Raw genomic sequence first — 16682 nt, forward strand, 5'->3', positions numbered from 1 at the left:
TTTATCGTTTAAATTATGTCCGAACAACTGTTCATTCAAGGTCCTGTGGGCAAAATTGAAGTTTTTGTCGATTACCCTCAGGGTGAAGTAAAAGGATTTGCTGTCGTTTGTCACCCCCATCCACTGCAAGGTGGAACACCTCAACATAAAGTCCCTGCTTTACTCGCACAAATTCTTGTTGAACAGGGTTGTGTCGTATATCGTCCAAGTTTCCGTGGTTCTGGTCAGAGTGAAGGTATTCATCATGAAGGTCATGGCGAAACAGATGATATTCTGGAAGTGATTAAGTACGTTCGCGCTTTATATAAAGGGCTTCCATTTTATGTCGGTGGTTTCAGCTTTGGCGCACATGTCATGGCTAAAGCCTATCATGCTTTACCTGATGAAATTAAACCTAGACAAGTTATTCTTTGTGGTCTACCTACAGCAACAGTTGAAGGATTACGCCACTATGAGACACCTGCAATTAAAGGTGATATTTTATTTGTACATGGTGAGGCTGATCCGACCACGTTATTATCTGATTTAATTACTTGGGCTAAACCACAACGCCATATTATTACGGTGTTACCTGGTGCTAATCATTTCTTTACAGGCTACTTAAAGCAGTTACGTATTGCAATTTCGCGCTTTTTATTAGTGCCATAATCATTGAATGATACTCTTAAGACTGAGTTCAATACTCAGTCTTATTGATTGATCTTTGCCATACCTTACACCAAGTGAGTCTGCCTCACTTATAACGATCATTTAAAATTAAATTGATAAAAATACTAAATCAAACCTTCCATTCAAACTGGCTAAAAGCGTGGTCTGCTTTTAATGTGTTTTCTACAGCATTGGCCAATTGTTTAATGACACTTTGTGTTTCGATTTTTTTAAACCACGGCTGTGTTTCATCTGCATGCGCTGAAATTTCACAGAGTAAAAATCCATTTTCATGATTTAACCGACAGTTCACTCCCAGCGCTACTGCTTGATTTTCTACACTTATGGCAAGACTTTCTGTTGAATCTGTATTCGTTTCTGCTTTAAAGCCATATTGAGAAAGTTGTTTTGATAATAAATTAGTCACGTATTCTTGTGTGATGTGGCAAGTATTTAAGCCATGACTATGACTTTCACAGTTTGCAATAAATTTTAGTTTTCTCATGACTTCATCCAAAGACATTATTGTTGTATGGATTTAGCATAAGCAATAAACACAAAACAGCCAAGCAAAAGCTTGGCTGTTGTCGAACAAATATACAAATCTTAGACCAATTATTCAGTCACCTGAATTGCAAGTCCCGCTTGATTTGCAAGTTCAGTAAAGGTTGGAAAACTGGTTGCAACAGTTTCAGTACCCACAATGTTAATTTCACCTGAAGTACGTAAGCCTGCCATTGAAAAACTCATGGCGATACGATGATCATGATGTGATTCTATTCCACCACCCGTGAAAATAGTTGACCAATCCCCAGATTTACCTTTACCTTGAATGATGATGCCATCATCAGTTGGCGTACAATCAATCCCCATTGTTTTCAAACCATCAGCCATAACTTGAATACGATCGGACTCTTTAACACGGAGCTCAGCCGCACCTGTAAGAATCGTTTGACCTTCCGCACATGCAGCTGCAATGAACAATGCAGGGAATTCATCAATCGCCAATGGCACTTGATCTTCAGGTATATGAATGCCTTTAAGCGTCCGTGAACCACGAATTCGAATGTCTGCAATCGGTTCACCACCTGCAATACGTTCATTTTCCACGGTCAAATCAGCACCCATTTGTTTCAAAATTTCAATCACACCTGTACGCGTTGGATTAATACCAACTGCTTCAAGCATCACATCTGAATCTTGAGTAATCGCGGCTCCAACCATAAAGAATGCCGCAGATGAAATATCCGAAGGAACTTGAATTTCTGTCGCAACTAACTTCCCACCACCTTGCAGTGAGATACGATTACCTTCAGTTTTTACCGCATAACCAAAAGCACGTAACATGCGTTCAGTATGATCACGAGTCGGTTCTGGTTCTGTCACCGAAGTTTCACCAGCAGCCCAAAGACCTGCCAATAAAATTCCTGATTTTACTTGTGCAGAAGCCATGGGTAAGTCGTAATGAATCCCTTGTAGATTTTGATTACCGGTAATTGATATTGGTGGTGTACCACGCTCACCCGTAGTTTGTATCTGTGCACCCATTGCACGTAACGGCTTAGCAATACGTTCCATTGGACGTTTCGACAAAGATGCATCACCAGTCATCACTGAATCAAACTTTTGCGCACACAACATGCCCGAAAGCAAACGCATCGATGTCCCTGAATTCCCCATATACAAAGCACTTGCAGGTGCTTTTAAACCATGGATACCCACGCCATGAATCGTCACTTCACCATTCTTAGGTCCTTCAATACTCACCCCCATATCTCGGAAAGCTTGTAAAGTTGCAAGTGCATCTTCACCTTCCAAGAATCCTGTGACATGAGTCGTCCCTTCTGCAATCGCACCAAACATGATGGAGCGATGCGACACTGACTTATCCCCTGGCACGGTGAACTTACCTTTGAAAGTCTGAGATCCTGGCAAAATAGTAAATTGTTGTGTCACCTTATTTTTCTCCATCAAAGGTTTATTGGCGAGCATATGATTGAAATGCTGGCGTGCTGCTTGAGCATGTCCCAACAATCCCATCAAAGCTTGAGAATTTTCAGCTTCTATCAGGTTACGCAAAGTCGCAAGTTGTGCTTCAAAGCCATCTACGGCTTTTAAAATGGCTTTTTTATTGGCAAAAAAGATGTCATGCCACATATGTGGATCACTGGCAGCAATACGCGAAAAATCACGAAAACCGCCCGCTGCATAACGAAATATATCAAAATTATCTTCGCGATTCGCAAGCTGTTCGACCAAGTTAAACGCCATAAGATGTGGAAGATGACTGGTATGTGCCAGTACTTCATCATGCTTATCGACATCCATGCAAATGACTTCAGCTTTAGCCGCTTGCCACAATTGAATTAACTTCTCAACTGCCCAATCTGCACTGGTGGGTAAAGGCGTTAAAATTACTTTATGATTGGCAAATAAATCAACTTTACCTGCATGTACCCCAGTATGTTCAGCCCCTGCAATTGGATGCCCCGGTATAAAGCCTGCTGGTAAATTTTCACCAAAGACAGCCTTAGCAGCATCCACTACATTACCTTTGGTACTCCCCACATCAGTGATGATGGCATATTCAGATAAGTAAGGCCGAATGGTTTCTAAAACCTTTTGCGTAGCTCGTACTGGTAAGGCCAATACTACTAAATCAGCACCTTTGACCGCTTCAATCGGATCGGTAAAACCAGCTTGGATCAAACCTAATGCCTTGGCATCATCCAAGGTCTTTTGTGAACGCGTAGATGCCACGATTTGATCTGCCAATTTTTCAGCGATGATCACACGTGCCAAACTCGAACCAATCAGCCCAAGCCCAATAAATGCAACTTTTTTAAATAATATTTGTGACATGACGAAAACAGATTACCTTACTTACAACACAGCGATAGGGTATGAACCTAACACTCGCACTTCTTTAACCAATGGTCGAATATCTTCAATAGCAGCTTTGACATTGTCCTGTTCAACATGACCCTCTAGATCAATAAAGAATACATAAGCCCATTTTTCTGGCAATGCAGGACGAGTTTCAATACTGGTTAAACTAATATTATGTTTTGCAAAAGGTGCAAGGATTTCCAATAAAGCCCCTGCACGGTCATGAGCAGAAATCAATAAAGAAGTCTTATCATTACCACTTGGTGCTACTTTTTCGCGCCCAATCACCAAAAAACGCGTGGTATTTTCAGGATTATCTTCAATATTACTATGCAAAATTTCGAGGTCGTAAATACTGGCAGCCACATCTGATGCAATGGCTGCTGAATGCCACTCGTTACGAATACGACGTGCCGCTTCTGCATTTGAACTCAGTGCCACTCGCTCCACACCCGGATAATGGGCATCAAGCCATCCACGGCATTGTGCTAAAGTTTGTTGATGTGCATAAATTTGTTTAATGCTATTTTTTTGAGTATTTGCTGAAACTAAAAACTGATGATGAATCCGTAGTTCAACTTCACCAATCACATTTAAATGTGATGCTTTAAAACAATCTAGCGTATGGTTCACAATCCCTTCAGATGAATTTTCAACGGGGACTAAACCATAATGTGCACCACCTGCTTCAACTTCACGAAAAACTTCGTCAATTGTAGGTAATGGACGTACCACTGCATCTTGTCCAAAATGTTTAAGTACTGCTGAATGAGTATAGGTTCCAACAGGCCCTAAAAATGCAATACTTTGTGGCGCTTCCAGTGCCAAACATGCAGACATAATTTCACGGAATAAACGTGCCATGGTGGTGTCTGATAATGGCCCTTCATTACGTTCCATAACATGACGTAAAACTTGCGCCTCACGTTCAGGACGATAAAACATTGGATTCTCTTCGGAAGCAAATTTCGCTTTTGCAACTGCTTCCGCCAATTTAGCGCGACGGTTAATCAGCTGTTGAATCTGTTGATCAACAGAATCAATATCCTCACGGATTTTAGAAAGGTCTAGAGAAGTCGTGGTGTTTTGATCATCGTTGATCATTGTTATGTCGCCCTGCAAAACGGTTATGTAAACAGTATAACAATAGTTAGCTTTCAATTGTTACGCAATACGACTTTTCAGCATACCGCGTTAAAAACATACAGTTGAATAAATTTTCAGCTCAACGAATGACATCTATAGACTTTATTTTTCTACCTCTAGAAATGAAAAGCCACATATTCCAAAAAAATACCCTAATCTAAATTAGGGTATTTCAATAACATAATCAGTGATATTAAAATCGGAGTGAGGGGATAAAAATTCCTAAAACAAACCAAATCGATGAAAAAATCCAAAGGATCAAAACGTAAAATCGTATCTGCTCAGCATTCCAGTCCCATGTAAACCAACCCAAAGTAAGTCCAGCTTTCCAGCCTTCAATTTGTTGAGCACCACCCCACGAAAGAATCCATTTATAAACAAAAGACTGGCAACAAAATTGTACGATCCACGCAATGAGACTCATAACATTCTCCTCAATAACGCTCTGGTTTAGTTCTAACGACCAATCAAACCACGTGCGACGATTTCTTTCATAATTTCATTGGTGCCACCATAAATACGCTGAATACGAGCATCCACAAAGAAACGTGAAATTGGATATTCGCTCATATAACCATAGCCACCAAACAACTGTAATAAGTTATCAGCAACTTTCATTTGCATATCCGTACTGAAACATTTAAGTGCTGCAGCAGTTTCGACATCCAGCTTCTGCTCTTTATACAATGCTAAATTTTGATTATAGAATGCTGCTGTTGCCAGCTCATCAATCTTTGCTTGAGCTAAAACAAAACGCGTATTTTGAAATTGACCAATCGCCTGACCAAAAGCTTGACGCTCTTTAACATATAACGTTGTAATATCAATTGCACCACGAATAGCACCCAACGCTGTTGCCGCAATCGCAGTACGTTCACGTGGTAACTCTTGCATTAAATAGGCAAAACCCTGTCCTGCTTGACCTAAAATTTGATTGGCTGGAACTTTGACGTTATCAAAAAACAATTCAGAGGTATCTTGTGAGTGCAAACCAATTTTTTCTAAGTTTGTACCTTTCTTAAAACCTTCTAAATGTGTATCCACCAATAATAGTGAAACTCCTTTAGCACGAGCTTGAGGATCAGTTTTAGCTGCTAAAACAACTAAGTCCGCATGTTGTCCATTTGAGATAAATGTCTTTGAACCATTCAGTAAGTAATGGTCCCCATTTAAAATTGCTGATGTTCGCATAGCCTGTAAGTCAGATCCTGCACCTGGCTCAGTCATCCCTATTGCACCAACAACCTCACCAGAGACCATTTTAGGTAACCAATATTGCTTTTGCTCTTCATTGGCAATATGCAAAATATAGGGCGCAGCAATTTCAGAATGACATGAGATTGCAGTAGATAATGCGCCATAACCTGCTCGTGCAGATTCTTCGACCAGCATTAACGAATATTCGGTTGGAACACCATATCCACCATATTGCTCAGGTACATCGACACATAAATAACCATTTTCCCCTAATAGTGACCAAACTGAACGTGGCATTAAGCCTTCACGCTCCCATTGCTCATAATGTGGAGCGATATGATCATTCATAAAGCGCTTAAAATTATCGCGAAAAAGTTCTAAATCTGCATCATACGCTAGCATTATTTCTATTCCTTGTTGCCATTGTTATTTCATTTTAACTCTAAGCATCCTAATCATTTTTTGACATGCTGTCATGACCGCATGTGATCATTTATTTTTGGCAATTGAACCAATTCAATACTTGAATATTTCTATTTCTTAAATAAAAAAAGGAAGCCGAAGCTTCCTGAGGTAATGATACTTTATTGTTATTATCTTAGGATTTCTTAAATCCTTACCAACGCGATTGCAACTTAAAAGTTTTTGCGGATGCTTAACCAATATTGATTGTCATTGCGGTCTTTCAGCTGACTTGGAGTATTGCCAATTGGAAATGCAACTTCAGCATTGGCTTGAAGATTCCACACACTGCTCCAGTTAAAGCCTAATCCAGCACTACTAATTCTTGCTCGATTAGAACCACTATTCGCCTGCCATTTTTCCGCATTTAAAATCACTTCTGCCGTATCTACAAAAAATTTTGCACCCACTTGGTTTTTCGCATTAGCAAATAATGATTGACGAAGTTCTGTGGTTGCATAATAACCGCTTGAACCTGCGAATTGGCTGGCTTCGTATCCACGGACATTAAATGGACCGCCACTCAGGTATTGTTCTGCACTATCTAGATTGTATGGACTATATTGTCCGTAAATCCCCATATAAGCTTGAGTACCTTTCTTACCTAGGTTTTGTAGGCGAGATAGATTAAGCCCAACACTGTAGAAATCGCCTTTGGTATTTGCCGTTTGCTCATCTAACGCAGCTGCATTGGCATTTTTAAATTTCACTCGGCCATAACTACTCGAAGCACCGAATTGAGTTAAGCCACCACCTGCCAACTGATCAAAATTAGAGCTATCCAAACGTGCTGTAATTAAATCAATATCCCGATGTTTATAATATTGGTTCAGCTGAATATCATCTTCAAGTTGCTTATGGTCGTACTGTAGTGTGACTAAGGTTTCTGAGGTATTGGTAAGTAAAGCTGGTTGCGTAATCCAAACACTAGTTTGTGCGGCATGCCCCTCTGCACCAATTACTTTCAGTTCTTTACCCAATTTATAGTCAAGATAGGAATAACTTGCACCTGCACGTGTGCCCATGCCAGTAAAGGTAAAGGCATATCCTACTTTGCCATAATTCATATCCGAACCAGCTGTCATTCCATCTAGACTCAGCTCGTCCCCTAATCCAGCTAAGTTATTCAATGTAATTCCAGCACTGAATCGAGCTTTGCCTGTATATTCGTTACCAAAATTATCTGCACCAACATAGCCTGTAACTAAAGCTGTATTTTTTACTTCGACATTCAATAGACTACTCCCTGTACTCGCACCTGGAGATAGTACATTTCGGGTCGCCACGCCACTAAGTCGATTCAGCAGTTTCAGTTGATGCTCTAGCTGTTGGCTATTAATTTGTTTACCAACTTCTAAAGGTGCAACTGTGGCATCGATTAACCAATTTTGAGTGCGACTTTGATTGTCTATTTGGGTTTTATCATAGCGTGCTTCAAGAATTGCAATTCTCACCACACCCTGACTTAAAGTCTGTTGGGGTAAGTAAGCACGGCTATAAGGATAGCCTTTACTTTGGTAATACTGGGTAATCCGTTGTACCACATCATTCAACTGTGTCAGCGTTAAACTTTGACCTTCTGCATCTGCCACCAGTGCATGCAACTGTGCAGCGCTAAAGCGGTGATTGCCCTCAATAACAATTTTTTGTACTGGAATTTGGACATTTGAATCTTGTGGATTCATCATTGTTGGGCTGCTTTCCACTTCTACCGCAGCTTGTGGTACAGGTAATATAGGGGGTTGTTGTTGTTGCAACAACTGCCCTGAATTAGGTACAGGTGCTGCAATCGTAACCATTGAACATGCACTGATAGATAAGGCAAGTAAAGTATATTGTCGTTTCATGAATTAGTGCTCCCCTGTTAATGTACGTAGGCCTGTGGTATTGACGCCACCATTTCTAACTTCTACATTGATGTTATCCATAGCCACATTTGTTGTCGGTAAGTATTGTGGACGTCTTAATTGTATTGCTTGCATATAAGCTTCCGGGGTAAGCATGTGTATATCTGCTGTTGTTTGGGCTGTTGTATCGACCAAATAATAGTTTCCAGCATCTGTACCGCTTAAACTAAGTCCAGTAATCTGCACATTTTTATTTTGTCCTGTAGCTGAACTTTCAAATTGCCCTATACCGCTATTTACGTGTAGATTATCCCCCACTAAGATGCCATTAAATTGAGCATTTGAAGTATTTAAAGCCACATCTATTTGTCCATTATAAATACGATTATCCGCTGTAATTCCTGCAATTGAATTAATATTGGCTTTTGTGATATCTGCTGTCGTTTGGGCTGTATTGACTACTAATTCATAGTTATTTGAATCTGTGCCACTTAAGCTAATTTTGGAAATATCAACTCGTTTATCTATACCAGCATTTTTATCCGTAAATTGTCCTGTTGCCGTTGCAACATTGAGTTGATCACCATGAATAATGCCATCAAATTGTGCTGATCCAGTATTCAATGCAACATTCGTACTTGTGTCATAAACTCGATCATTGGCGGTAATGCCAGTGACTTGGTTAATTTTAGCTTTAGCAATGTCTAATGAACCATCTACAAACGTTAAAGCATAGTTTGTATCAGTACCTGAAGCGATGTTGCTATAACTGCCCGCATTCTTGCCAGTCGCTGATGCACTGACACCAGTTAGAACGGTTGTATCTTCACCATTCACTAGGCCTGTTGCACTAAAGCCTGATACGGTTTGGTTTTGGCCGTTATAGATTGTATTTAAACTATTCGCAGTCACTGTCGCTTGGGCTTTCGCAATGTCTAATGAACCATCTACAAACGTTAAAGCATAGTTCGTATCACTACCTGAGGCGATGTTGCTATAACTACCCGCATTCTTGCCAGTCGCTGATGCACTGACACCAGTCAGAACGGTTGTATCTTCACCATTCACTAGGCCTGTTGCACTAAAGCCTGATACGGTTTGGTTTTGGCCGTTATAGATTGTATTTAAACTATTCGCAGTCACTGTCGCTTGGGCTTTACTGATATTAGCAGTGCTACTTGCTGTGGTATTAACTAAATTATAGTTACCTGCATCGGTACCACCCAAGCCAATAGCATTGATCATCACGGTCTTAGCCGTACCCGCATTCTTATCACTGAAACTAGCATTTGCAGAAGATACCGTTAGATTATCTCCACTAATCAGTCCATTAAATGATGCACCAGTTGTACTCAAGCTTGCTGCAGTAGTTCCATCATAAATTTTATTACCAGCAATAATACCAGTCACACTGTTGATAGTGGCTCTACTGATATTAGCAGTGCTACTTGCTGTGGTATTAACTAAATTATAGTTACCTGCATCGGTACCACCCAAGCCAATAGCATTGATCATCACGGTCTTAGCCGTGCCCGCATTCTTATCACTGAAACTAGCATTTGCAGAAGATACCGTTAGATTATCTCCACTAATCAGTCCATTAAATGATGCACCAGTTGTACTCAAGCTTGCTGCAGTAGTTCCATCATAAATTTTATTACCAGCAATAATACCAGTCACACTGTTGATAGTGGCTCTACTGATATTAGCAGTGCTACTTGCTGTGGTATTAACTAAATTATAGTTACCTGCATCGGTACCACCCAAGCCAATAGCATTGATCATCACGGTCTTAGCCGTACCCGCATTCTTATCACTGAAACTAGCATTTGCAGAAGATACCGTTAGATTATCTCCGCTAATCAGTCCATTAAATAATGCACCAGTTGTACTCAAGCTTGCTGCAGTAGTTCCATCATAAATTTTATTATTAGCTGTAATTCCTGTAACGTTCAGACCTTTTTTTTCTATTGTTAATGATCCTGAACCCCCATTGGCTTTATAAATTACATCATCACCAAACTGAGTTGTATTTGCTGCGATTGGAACACCAGTAATCAGAATTGAACCATCATTTAAACTATAAACTCCCGCATTTTTACTGGTTGTCTTATAATTCAGACCTGAAGCCAGAATTCCAGAAACAATCAATCCATCATAAGTTTTACCAGAAAAATTAGCGACAATTTCTGTTATCAATGGTTTAAGGAAATGACGTAATAACGGAGCGGATCTTCCTTCATAAATACGCCAGACTTTTCCTGTACCACCTGCATCATCAATATCCCAACCTGCAAAAGTAGAAATTTGTTGAAGTGCTGTTGTGGTCTTTCCTACACCACCAGCACTGCTTGTTCTTCCAGAAGTACTGGTGTTCCAGAAACTATTTGCCGTTGTACCATTACCACCACCAACAAGACCACCAACATACTGATTCCCAGTTACACTTCCTGATGAATAATTTTTATCGACACTTCCACCATTGAACCCAACCAATCCTCCAACATACTGATTTCCGATGACCGTACCTGTTGCATAAGAATTATTAATTTGTCCTGATATGCCACCAATTAAACCGCCAACATAATTATTTCCTGTCACTGCACCTGTTGCAAAAGAGGAACTTACAACACCATCGTTATAACCAACCAGACCACCAATATTGTTATTATTCGAATATTTTCCTTTTACAGTCACATTGGCATAAGAATTTAAAATATTTCCTGAATTATAATTCCAGCCTACCAATCCGCCATACTGATCAGTATTACCTGTGACTAAACCCGTATTGACATAAACATTATTAATCGTGCCTAGATTAATCCCCACGATTCCACCTGTTTTCCCATAACCTGAATAACTTATATTCTTCAGTCCAACATTTTGTATAAGTGCATCCTGATGCGTAATCGCAAACAGTCCAATCCCTTGATACATAGACTCAATACTTAATCCACTAATCGCATGCCCTAATCCATCAAATCGCCCACGAAATGCCTGTTGTGATAAATCCATTGGACTTAAATTTGCATTATAAAAGCCAATTGGGTCGAATCCGGTATAACCATTCCACAGCCCCGTACTACTGGCATCTATGTCTGCACCCAACACATAATTACCACTCAGGTTCCCGTTGATCCCTTGTAAATCTTGACTTGTTGTCGAACCCTGTGCACCCAAAGCCGTAATGACTTGATAGTTAATGGTAGCAGCCGTTCCTTTTTGGGTACTAAAATTCTGCCCAGCCTTTAAGTTTATTTTTGCGCCATTGTTAATATAATAATTTGCGCTGGTATTGGCAGTGTTTTGTCCATATATCAAATTAAGTTTGCCACTGTTATTAGTCGCTGTGATGTTGGCATTAATGTTGATGTCATTTTGTGCATTTAAAGTCAGACTGGTCGCACTCCCCCAAGTCACATCAGCATTGACATTGATATCACCCTTTTGATTACCCGTAGAGCTAGTTAGCAATATGACATTACTGGTTGCAAGACTGCTTGCTAAAGTAGTTGCGCCTATGCCGCTACTGCTTGCTGATGCATTACCCGAATTAATACTGAAATCGGTAGGGTCGATCAACCAGTTTCCAATTTTCCCACCCTCTGAATGAGAGGACACCATTGTACTATTATCAATTTTTACTTTGGCTGCGGAGGTTTCAATAAACCCACCATCTTGACCATTTTTCCCTTCAGCTTTTAGTATTCCACTGACATTTGTTTCACCATTTTGCATATCACCCAACAAAATGATTTCACCTTTGGCATTTTGGCTTAAGCGATTAGCTTCAATAATGCCGCTATGATTCACTACAGCTTTACTTAAACTACCTTTGGCTTTTGCGGTTAAATAGACTGCACCATTACTTGCAATAATAGCACCGCCATTATCCACTAGACCTTTTAATACACCTTGATCTACTTGGTACTGGGTCAGTGAACCATCCTGCAGTACTAAGGTAACTTGGCTTGCAGATGTTAAATGGGTCGTCCCATTTGGGGTATGAATTGTTCCTGTATTCACCACATTTGGTGCAATCAGTGCGATGGTACCACCAGATAATGTAGTAATACTGCCATGATTTTCTACACGAGCATTGCTATTGGCATCACCTTTTAAGGTGTATTTACCATTCTGAATATCTACATCATTTAACTTTAAGGTTGAAGCTACTAGGCCACCAACATTAACTTGTGCGGTTTTACTAAAGACTACGCCATTCGGGTTCAGTAAAAATACCTGCCCATTGGCATTGAGGCGTCCCATAATTTGCGAGGCATTACTGTCCATTACGTGATTAATGGCTGTAGATGACTGGTTTAGCTGATTAAAATTGACAGTAGCATCTTTGCCAATATTGAATGTATTCCAGTTTGTACTGAGGTTTTGGCTATTTTGATTTATATTGAGCGTATTACCATTTTGAGAGAATTGAGCACTACCTGAATTAATTTGAGCCCCTGTAGGTAATGCATGTTCTTGTATCGCAGCATGTATAGATAAAGGTAACACTGCCGCACTGAATAAGATGACACTTACGATCTTTGAAATTATACTCGCTTGATGATCAACCAATATTTTACTCTGACTACTTCCACCACTATGATTTTTTGCCAACTCAGAAACAGCTTGCCAGCAAGAAAGTTGTGTATTCCATATCACTCTATATATTCTATTCATTCTACTACCCCACACTTTAATGATTAAATATTAAGTATTCAACCAAAAGCTCTCAGCAGCGTATATACCTGAAATCAGGTATTCTATTCTTTTAAAATGATTTTTTGTGATATGCATCACAATTACAACCTCCTTTCATCGAAAAAATAAAAAGGAAGCTGAAGCTTCCTTTTTATTTCAGCAAGAAAATATTATTTATACAGTGACATTTTCTTCTGACATTTTACGATCTACTTCTTCTGGATTATTTAATGCTTCATTTAATTTTTCTATATCCAATTGACCAACCCATTTGGCTACGACAATCGTTGCTAAGGAGTTTCCAACTAAATTTGTTAAAGCACGTGCCTCGGACATAAAGCGGTCAATCCCTAAAATAAGCGCTAAACCTGCAACCGGAATATGACCAACTGCCGACAATGTTGCAGCCATGACAATAAAACCAGAACCAGTGACACCCGCAGCACCCTTAGAAGAAATTAACAACACCACTAGAAGTGTAATTTGATGCGAAAGATCTAACTGCGTATTGGTTGCCTGTGCAATAAAAATAGCCGCCATGGTTAAATAAATCGATGTACCATCCAAGTTAAATGAATAACCTGTTGGAATGACCAAGCCGACAACAGACTTTTCACAACCTGCGATTTCTAGCTTCTTCAACATACGTGGCAAGACAGACTCTGACGAAGATGTTCCCAAAACAATTAATAACTCTTCACGAATCATACGAATCATTTTAAGGATGCTAAATCCACAAAAACGGCTAATACTACCCAAAACAAAAAAGATAAACAGCAAGCAAGTAATATAGAAACAGATAATCAATTGTGCTAATTGTGCAAGACTACCAATACCGTACTTACCAATCGTAAATGCCATTGCACCAAATGCACCAATCGGTGCAAGTTTCATAATCATATTCACAATGTTAAAGAAAACATGTGAAATTTGATCGATAAACTTCAATACAGGTTTACCTGCATCACCTAATTTGTGTAGTGCAAAACCAAATAAAATCGCGAAGAGTAAAACTTGAAGAATTTCACCTTCTGCAAAAGCCCCCACTACGGTATTTGGAATAATATTCATCAAGAAATCGAGTGTCGACTGCGATTCGCCTGAAGTCACATATTTAGAAATTCCTGAAACATCTAAAGATGCTGGATCAATATTCATACCAACGCCTGGTTTGGCAATATTAATCACCAACAAACCAATTAAAAGAGCGACAGTAGAAACAATTTCAAAATACAGTAAGGCAATACCACCCGTTTTACCCACTGATTTCATGCTTTCCATACCTGCGATACCACTGACCACAGTACAGAAAATTACAGGGGCAATAATCATTTTGATTAGGCGAATAAAGGCATCACCTAACGGCTTTAATTGCTCACCTAAACCTGGTACATGCTTTTCGGCACCATTAATTAGCTGAGTGCCACTTGGGTAAAAATGACCCACCAACACACCAGCAATAATAGCAACAATCACTTGAAAATAGAGTGATTTATATAAAGGTTTTTTAGCCATAATCATAACTTCGTCTTATATTCCTGCATGCAGAAATATCCATTTTTTTTGCCTATTCTTACGAATACACAGCCCTGAATCTTTTTGCAGAATGCAAAAAGATAATGAGTTTTTGTGAAAAACCCGACTTAAGATGAAAACAAAGAAAAATTCATAAATGAAATAGCCAACTATGCAAATAATCATTTAGAAAAAGTATTAAATGCAAAAAATTAGACTAAGGAGATCATCAAAATTTAAATAAATTCTATAAGCGGAAAGTTTACTTGAATTCAGATCAAGATTAGTTAATAAGAGTCCCTTTTGATTGTTTTTCACACAAAATCCATTCAGACATTAGTCTAATATGGATATTCTCTTTTTCTTCATTTTATTTTTATGGCATAGTGTTGAAATTCATTTTCATACGAAATACTCTGCCACTCATGGATAATAAAAGAAACCTTTATCAAGACTTCGAACATCCATTTGCTCAATATGTTCGCATTGTCGGCAAAGGTAAAAATGGCGCTAGATCATTAACTTATAATGAGGCATATCAAGCCTTCAGTATGATTTTAAAAGGTGAAGTACTGGATGTACAGCTCGGTGCTTTTCTGATGTTACTCCGAGTCAAAGAAGAGTCTGTAGATGAATTAACTGGATTTGTGCAAGCAACCAAAGATCAATTGAGCTTTAAAAGCTTAAATATTGATTTGGACTGGTCGTCTTATGCAGGTAAACGAAAACACTATCCATGGTTTTTATTAGCAGCTTTAACACTCGCAAAGCATGATTATAATATTGTCATGCATGGTGCATCAGGTCATACCATTAATCGATTATATACCGAACAAGTTTTAGAATATTTAGACTATAAAATTTGTCAAAATGAAGATGATGTTGTAGAACAACTTAAAAAACGAAATTTCGCCTATTTACCTTTAGAGGTTATTTCACCCATTTTAAGCGATTTAATTGCACTTCGGAATATCATGGGTCTACGCTCTCCTATTCACACTTTGGCACGTCTCATTAATCCATTTAATGCAAAAGCGACGATGCAAGCCATTTTTCATCCTGCCTATCGGCGCTCACATCAACAAGCTGCGTTTCAACTCGGCTATCAAAACAGTGCTGTGATTAAAGGTGAAGGTGGTGAATTTGAACGTAATCCTGATGCTAAAACACTGATATGTGGTATCAAAGACGGTGAATTATATGAGCATGCATTACCTAAATTGACCGAAAATCGTAGTGCTGTAGAAGAACAACTCGATTTAGCTACATTCAAAGCCGTATGGGAAGGTAAACAACAACATGAATATGGAGAAATTGCGATTACTGAAACGATGGGAATTGCATTATACACAATGGGTGCATGTGCTACGTATGAAGTAGCAATGCTTAAAGCCAAAGAAATGTGGTTAAATCGCTTTCAGTAAGCTTCCTTTAGACTATTATATAAATAGTCTAATTTAAATCACTATTTGCATATTACCTCTTTATAACTGAATAAGCCTCTGGCCAAAAAGGATAATGCTTGGCAGAGGTATGACGATAACTTAAGGTTAATTGATCATTCAGATGAATTATCCCTAATGGGACATAACCCGATAAATAAGCATCTTTTTGCTGTCCAACTAAATTTCGACAGTATGCTTGATGTGTCTTTATGTTTTCAGATTGATGAATAGCTTTAGATTTTTGAATATGAATACCAATTAACAACATCGGTGAACCATCATTTTTTAAAGTAGTGTACTGATGTACTGGTGCTGCATATTTTTGACTAGCAATGACAGATACATTTAGTTGGCATTCAATTACTTTTGTTTCAGCAAAAATAGATTGAGCATTAAATCCAAGAATTGTACATAAACAGGCCGCTACTATTTTCATACTTGTGATCAAATTTATTATAATTGAAAAATGATTAAATATTCTACAAGGCTTATTGGAAGACTAAACCTTGCAGCATATATAGAAATGATTAACTTATATTTTCCATTCCCTATCTACAGCTTTTAAACAAAACGGATCGGTTGAAATTCAGGTTCAGGCACATGCGAATCACACTCATTCCCTTCATCTTTATGCCCCTTATCAATATAACCACTACGTTCAGTTTCAGGTAAATTCTGTGCTTCCCATGCAATCACAGCTTGCATACAAATTTGGCGCTGCTCGTTAGTTAATGCAACACCATTTGGCCATTTACCAATTTCTACTGCCGTTTTTAAACGCTCTACAATATCTGCATCTAAAACAGAAAGCATATTTTCAATATTCATG

11 protein-coding genes and 2 pseudogenes are annotated in these 16682 nt (G+C 38.9%); 2 read left to right on the forward strand and 11 right to left on the reverse strand.

What is annotated here, in order from left to right:
* The first annotated feature begins 15 nt into the window (after positions 1-15).
* Entirely contained in the window at positions 16-648 is a 633-nt protein-coding gene (locus B9T27_RS10250) for an alpha/beta hydrolase (RefSeq protein ID WP_086206729.1), read from the forward strand.
* 130 nt (positions 649-778) lie between these two features.
* Here the strand turns inward: B9T27_RS10250 and B9T27_RS15215 are convergent.
* From B9T27_RS15215 to B9T27_RS10290, 9 genes and pseudogenes are all read right to left on the reverse strand, one after another.
* A pseudogene (locus B9T27_RS15215) lies at positions 779-934 on the reverse strand (hypothetical protein); the annotation flags it as partial.
* 92 nt (positions 935-1026) lie between these two features.
* A pseudogene (locus B9T27_RS15220) lies at positions 1027-1153 on the reverse strand (hypothetical protein); the annotation flags it as partial.
* A 110-nt stretch (positions 1154-1263) separates the two neighbouring features.
* Positions 1264-3510 (reverse strand): bifunctional prephenate dehydrogenase/3-phosphoshikimate 1-carboxyvinyltransferase, encoded by a 2247-nt coding sequence (locus B9T27_RS10260; RefSeq protein ID WP_086206731.1) that lies wholly within the window; start codon positions 3508-3510, stop codon positions 1264-1266.
* 21 nt (positions 3511-3531) lie between these two features.
* The gene (gene pheA / locus B9T27_RS10265) at positions 3532-4641 is read right to left on the reverse strand and encodes a prephenate dehydratase (RefSeq protein ID WP_086202843.1); all 1110 of its coding nucleotides are present in this window, start codon (positions 4639-4641) and stop codon (positions 3532-3534) included.
* A gap of 235 nt (positions 4642-4876) precedes the next feature.
* Complete coding sequence (locus B9T27_RS10270; RefSeq protein WP_086206732.1) at positions 4877-5107, reverse strand: hypothetical protein; 231 nt, start codon at positions 5105-5107, stop codon at positions 4877-4879.
* Between the two features lie 32 nt (positions 5108-5139).
* Positions 5140-6282, reverse strand: coding sequence for an acyl-CoA dehydrogenase family protein (locus tag B9T27_RS10275; protein WP_086206733.1), 1143 nt, complete (start codon positions 6280-6282; stop codon positions 5140-5142).
* A gap of 233 nt (positions 6283-6515) precedes the next feature.
* A complete protein-coding gene (locus tag B9T27_RS10280; RefSeq protein ID WP_086206734.1) occupies positions 6516-8189 on the reverse strand; it encodes a ShlB/FhaC/HecB family hemolysin secretion/activation protein in 1674 nt (557 codons plus the stop codon).
* Between the two features lie 3 nt (positions 8190-8192).
* On the reverse strand, positions 8193-12872 hold the full coding sequence (locus B9T27_RS10285) for a YDG domain-containing protein (protein ID WP_086206735.1): 4680 nt from the start codon (positions 12870-12872) through the stop codon (positions 8193-8195).
* A 195-nt stretch (positions 12873-13067) separates the two neighbouring features.
* Positions 13068-14408 carry a dicarboxylate/amino acid:cation symporter gene (locus B9T27_RS10290; RefSeq protein ID WP_086206875.1) on the reverse strand — a complete coding sequence of 447 codons (1341 nt, stop codon included), beginning with the start codon at positions 14406-14408 and terminating at the stop codon, positions 13068-13070.
* A 425-nt stretch (positions 14409-14833) separates the two neighbouring features.
* Here B9T27_RS10290 and B9T27_RS10295 point away from each other — a divergent pair, with 425 nt between their 5' ends.
* A complete protein-coding gene (locus tag B9T27_RS10295) occupies positions 14834-15832 on the forward strand; it encodes a glycosyl transferase family protein (protein WP_086206736.1) in 999 nt (332 codons plus the stop codon).
* 52 nt (positions 15833-15884) lie between these two features.
* Here B9T27_RS10295 and B9T27_RS10300 read toward each other — a convergent pair whose 3' ends face one another.
* Both B9T27_RS10300 and B9T27_RS10305 read right to left on the reverse strand, forming a co-directional pair.
* Entirely contained in the window at positions 15885-16289 is a 405-nt protein-coding gene (locus B9T27_RS10300; RefSeq protein WP_086206737.1) for a hypothetical protein, read from the reverse strand.
* Between the two features lie 125 nt (positions 16290-16414).
* A complete protein-coding gene (locus tag B9T27_RS10305) occupies positions 16415-16681 on the reverse strand; it encodes a YeaC family protein (RefSeq protein WP_086206738.1) in 267 nt (88 codons plus the stop codon).
* Position 16682 lies beyond the last annotated feature (1 nt).

Origin of the sequence: Acinetobacter sp. ANC 4648, assembly GCF_002135345.1 — a bacterium.
GTDB lineage: Bacteria > Pseudomonadota > Gammaproteobacteria > Pseudomonadales > Moraxellaceae > Acinetobacter.

What these genes read in the sequence shown, in the direction of transcription:
- B9T27_RS10250 (WP_086206729.1), top strand. Translation starts at nt 16, where the DNA reads ATGTCCGAACAACTGTTCATTCAAGGTCCTGTGGGCAAAATTGAAGTT.
- B9T27_RS10260 (WP_086206731.1), bottom strand. Translation starts at nt 3,510, where the DNA reads ATGTCACAAATATTATTTAAAAAAGTTGCATTTATTGGGCTTGGGCTG.
- pheA (WP_086202843.1), bottom strand. Translation starts at nt 4,641, where the DNA reads ATGATCAACGATGATCAAAACACCACGACTTCTCTAGACCTTTCTAAA.
- B9T27_RS10270 (WP_086206732.1), bottom strand. Translation starts at nt 5,107, where the DNA reads ATGAGTCTCATTGCGTGGATCGTACAATTTTGTTGCCAGTCTTTTGTT.
- B9T27_RS10275 (WP_086206733.1), bottom strand. Translation starts at nt 6,282, where the DNA reads ATGCTAGCGTATGATGCAGATTTAGAACTTTTTCGCGATAATTTTAAG.
- B9T27_RS10280 (WP_086206734.1), bottom strand. Translation starts at nt 8,189, where the DNA reads ATGAAACGACAATATACTTTACTTGCCTTATCTATCAGTGCATGTTCA.
- B9T27_RS10285 (WP_086206735.1), bottom strand. Translation starts at nt 12,872, where the DNA reads ATGAATAGAATATATAGAGTGATATGGAATACACAACTTTCTTGCTGG.
- B9T27_RS10290 (WP_086206875.1), bottom strand. Translation starts at nt 14,408, where the DNA reads ATGGCTAAAAAACCTTTATATAAATCACTCTATTTTCAAGTGATTGTT.
- B9T27_RS10295 (WP_086206736.1), top strand. Translation starts at nt 14,834, where the DNA reads ATGGATAATAAAAGAAACCTTTATCAAGACTTCGAACATCCATTTGCT.
- B9T27_RS10300 (WP_086206737.1), bottom strand. Translation starts at nt 16,289, where the DNA reads ATGAAAATAGTAGCGGCCTGTTTATGTACAATTCTTGGATTTAATGCT.
- B9T27_RS10305 (WP_086206738.1), bottom strand. Translation starts at nt 16,681, where the DNA reads ATGAATATTGAAAATATGCTTTCTGTTTTAGATGCAGATATTGTAGAG.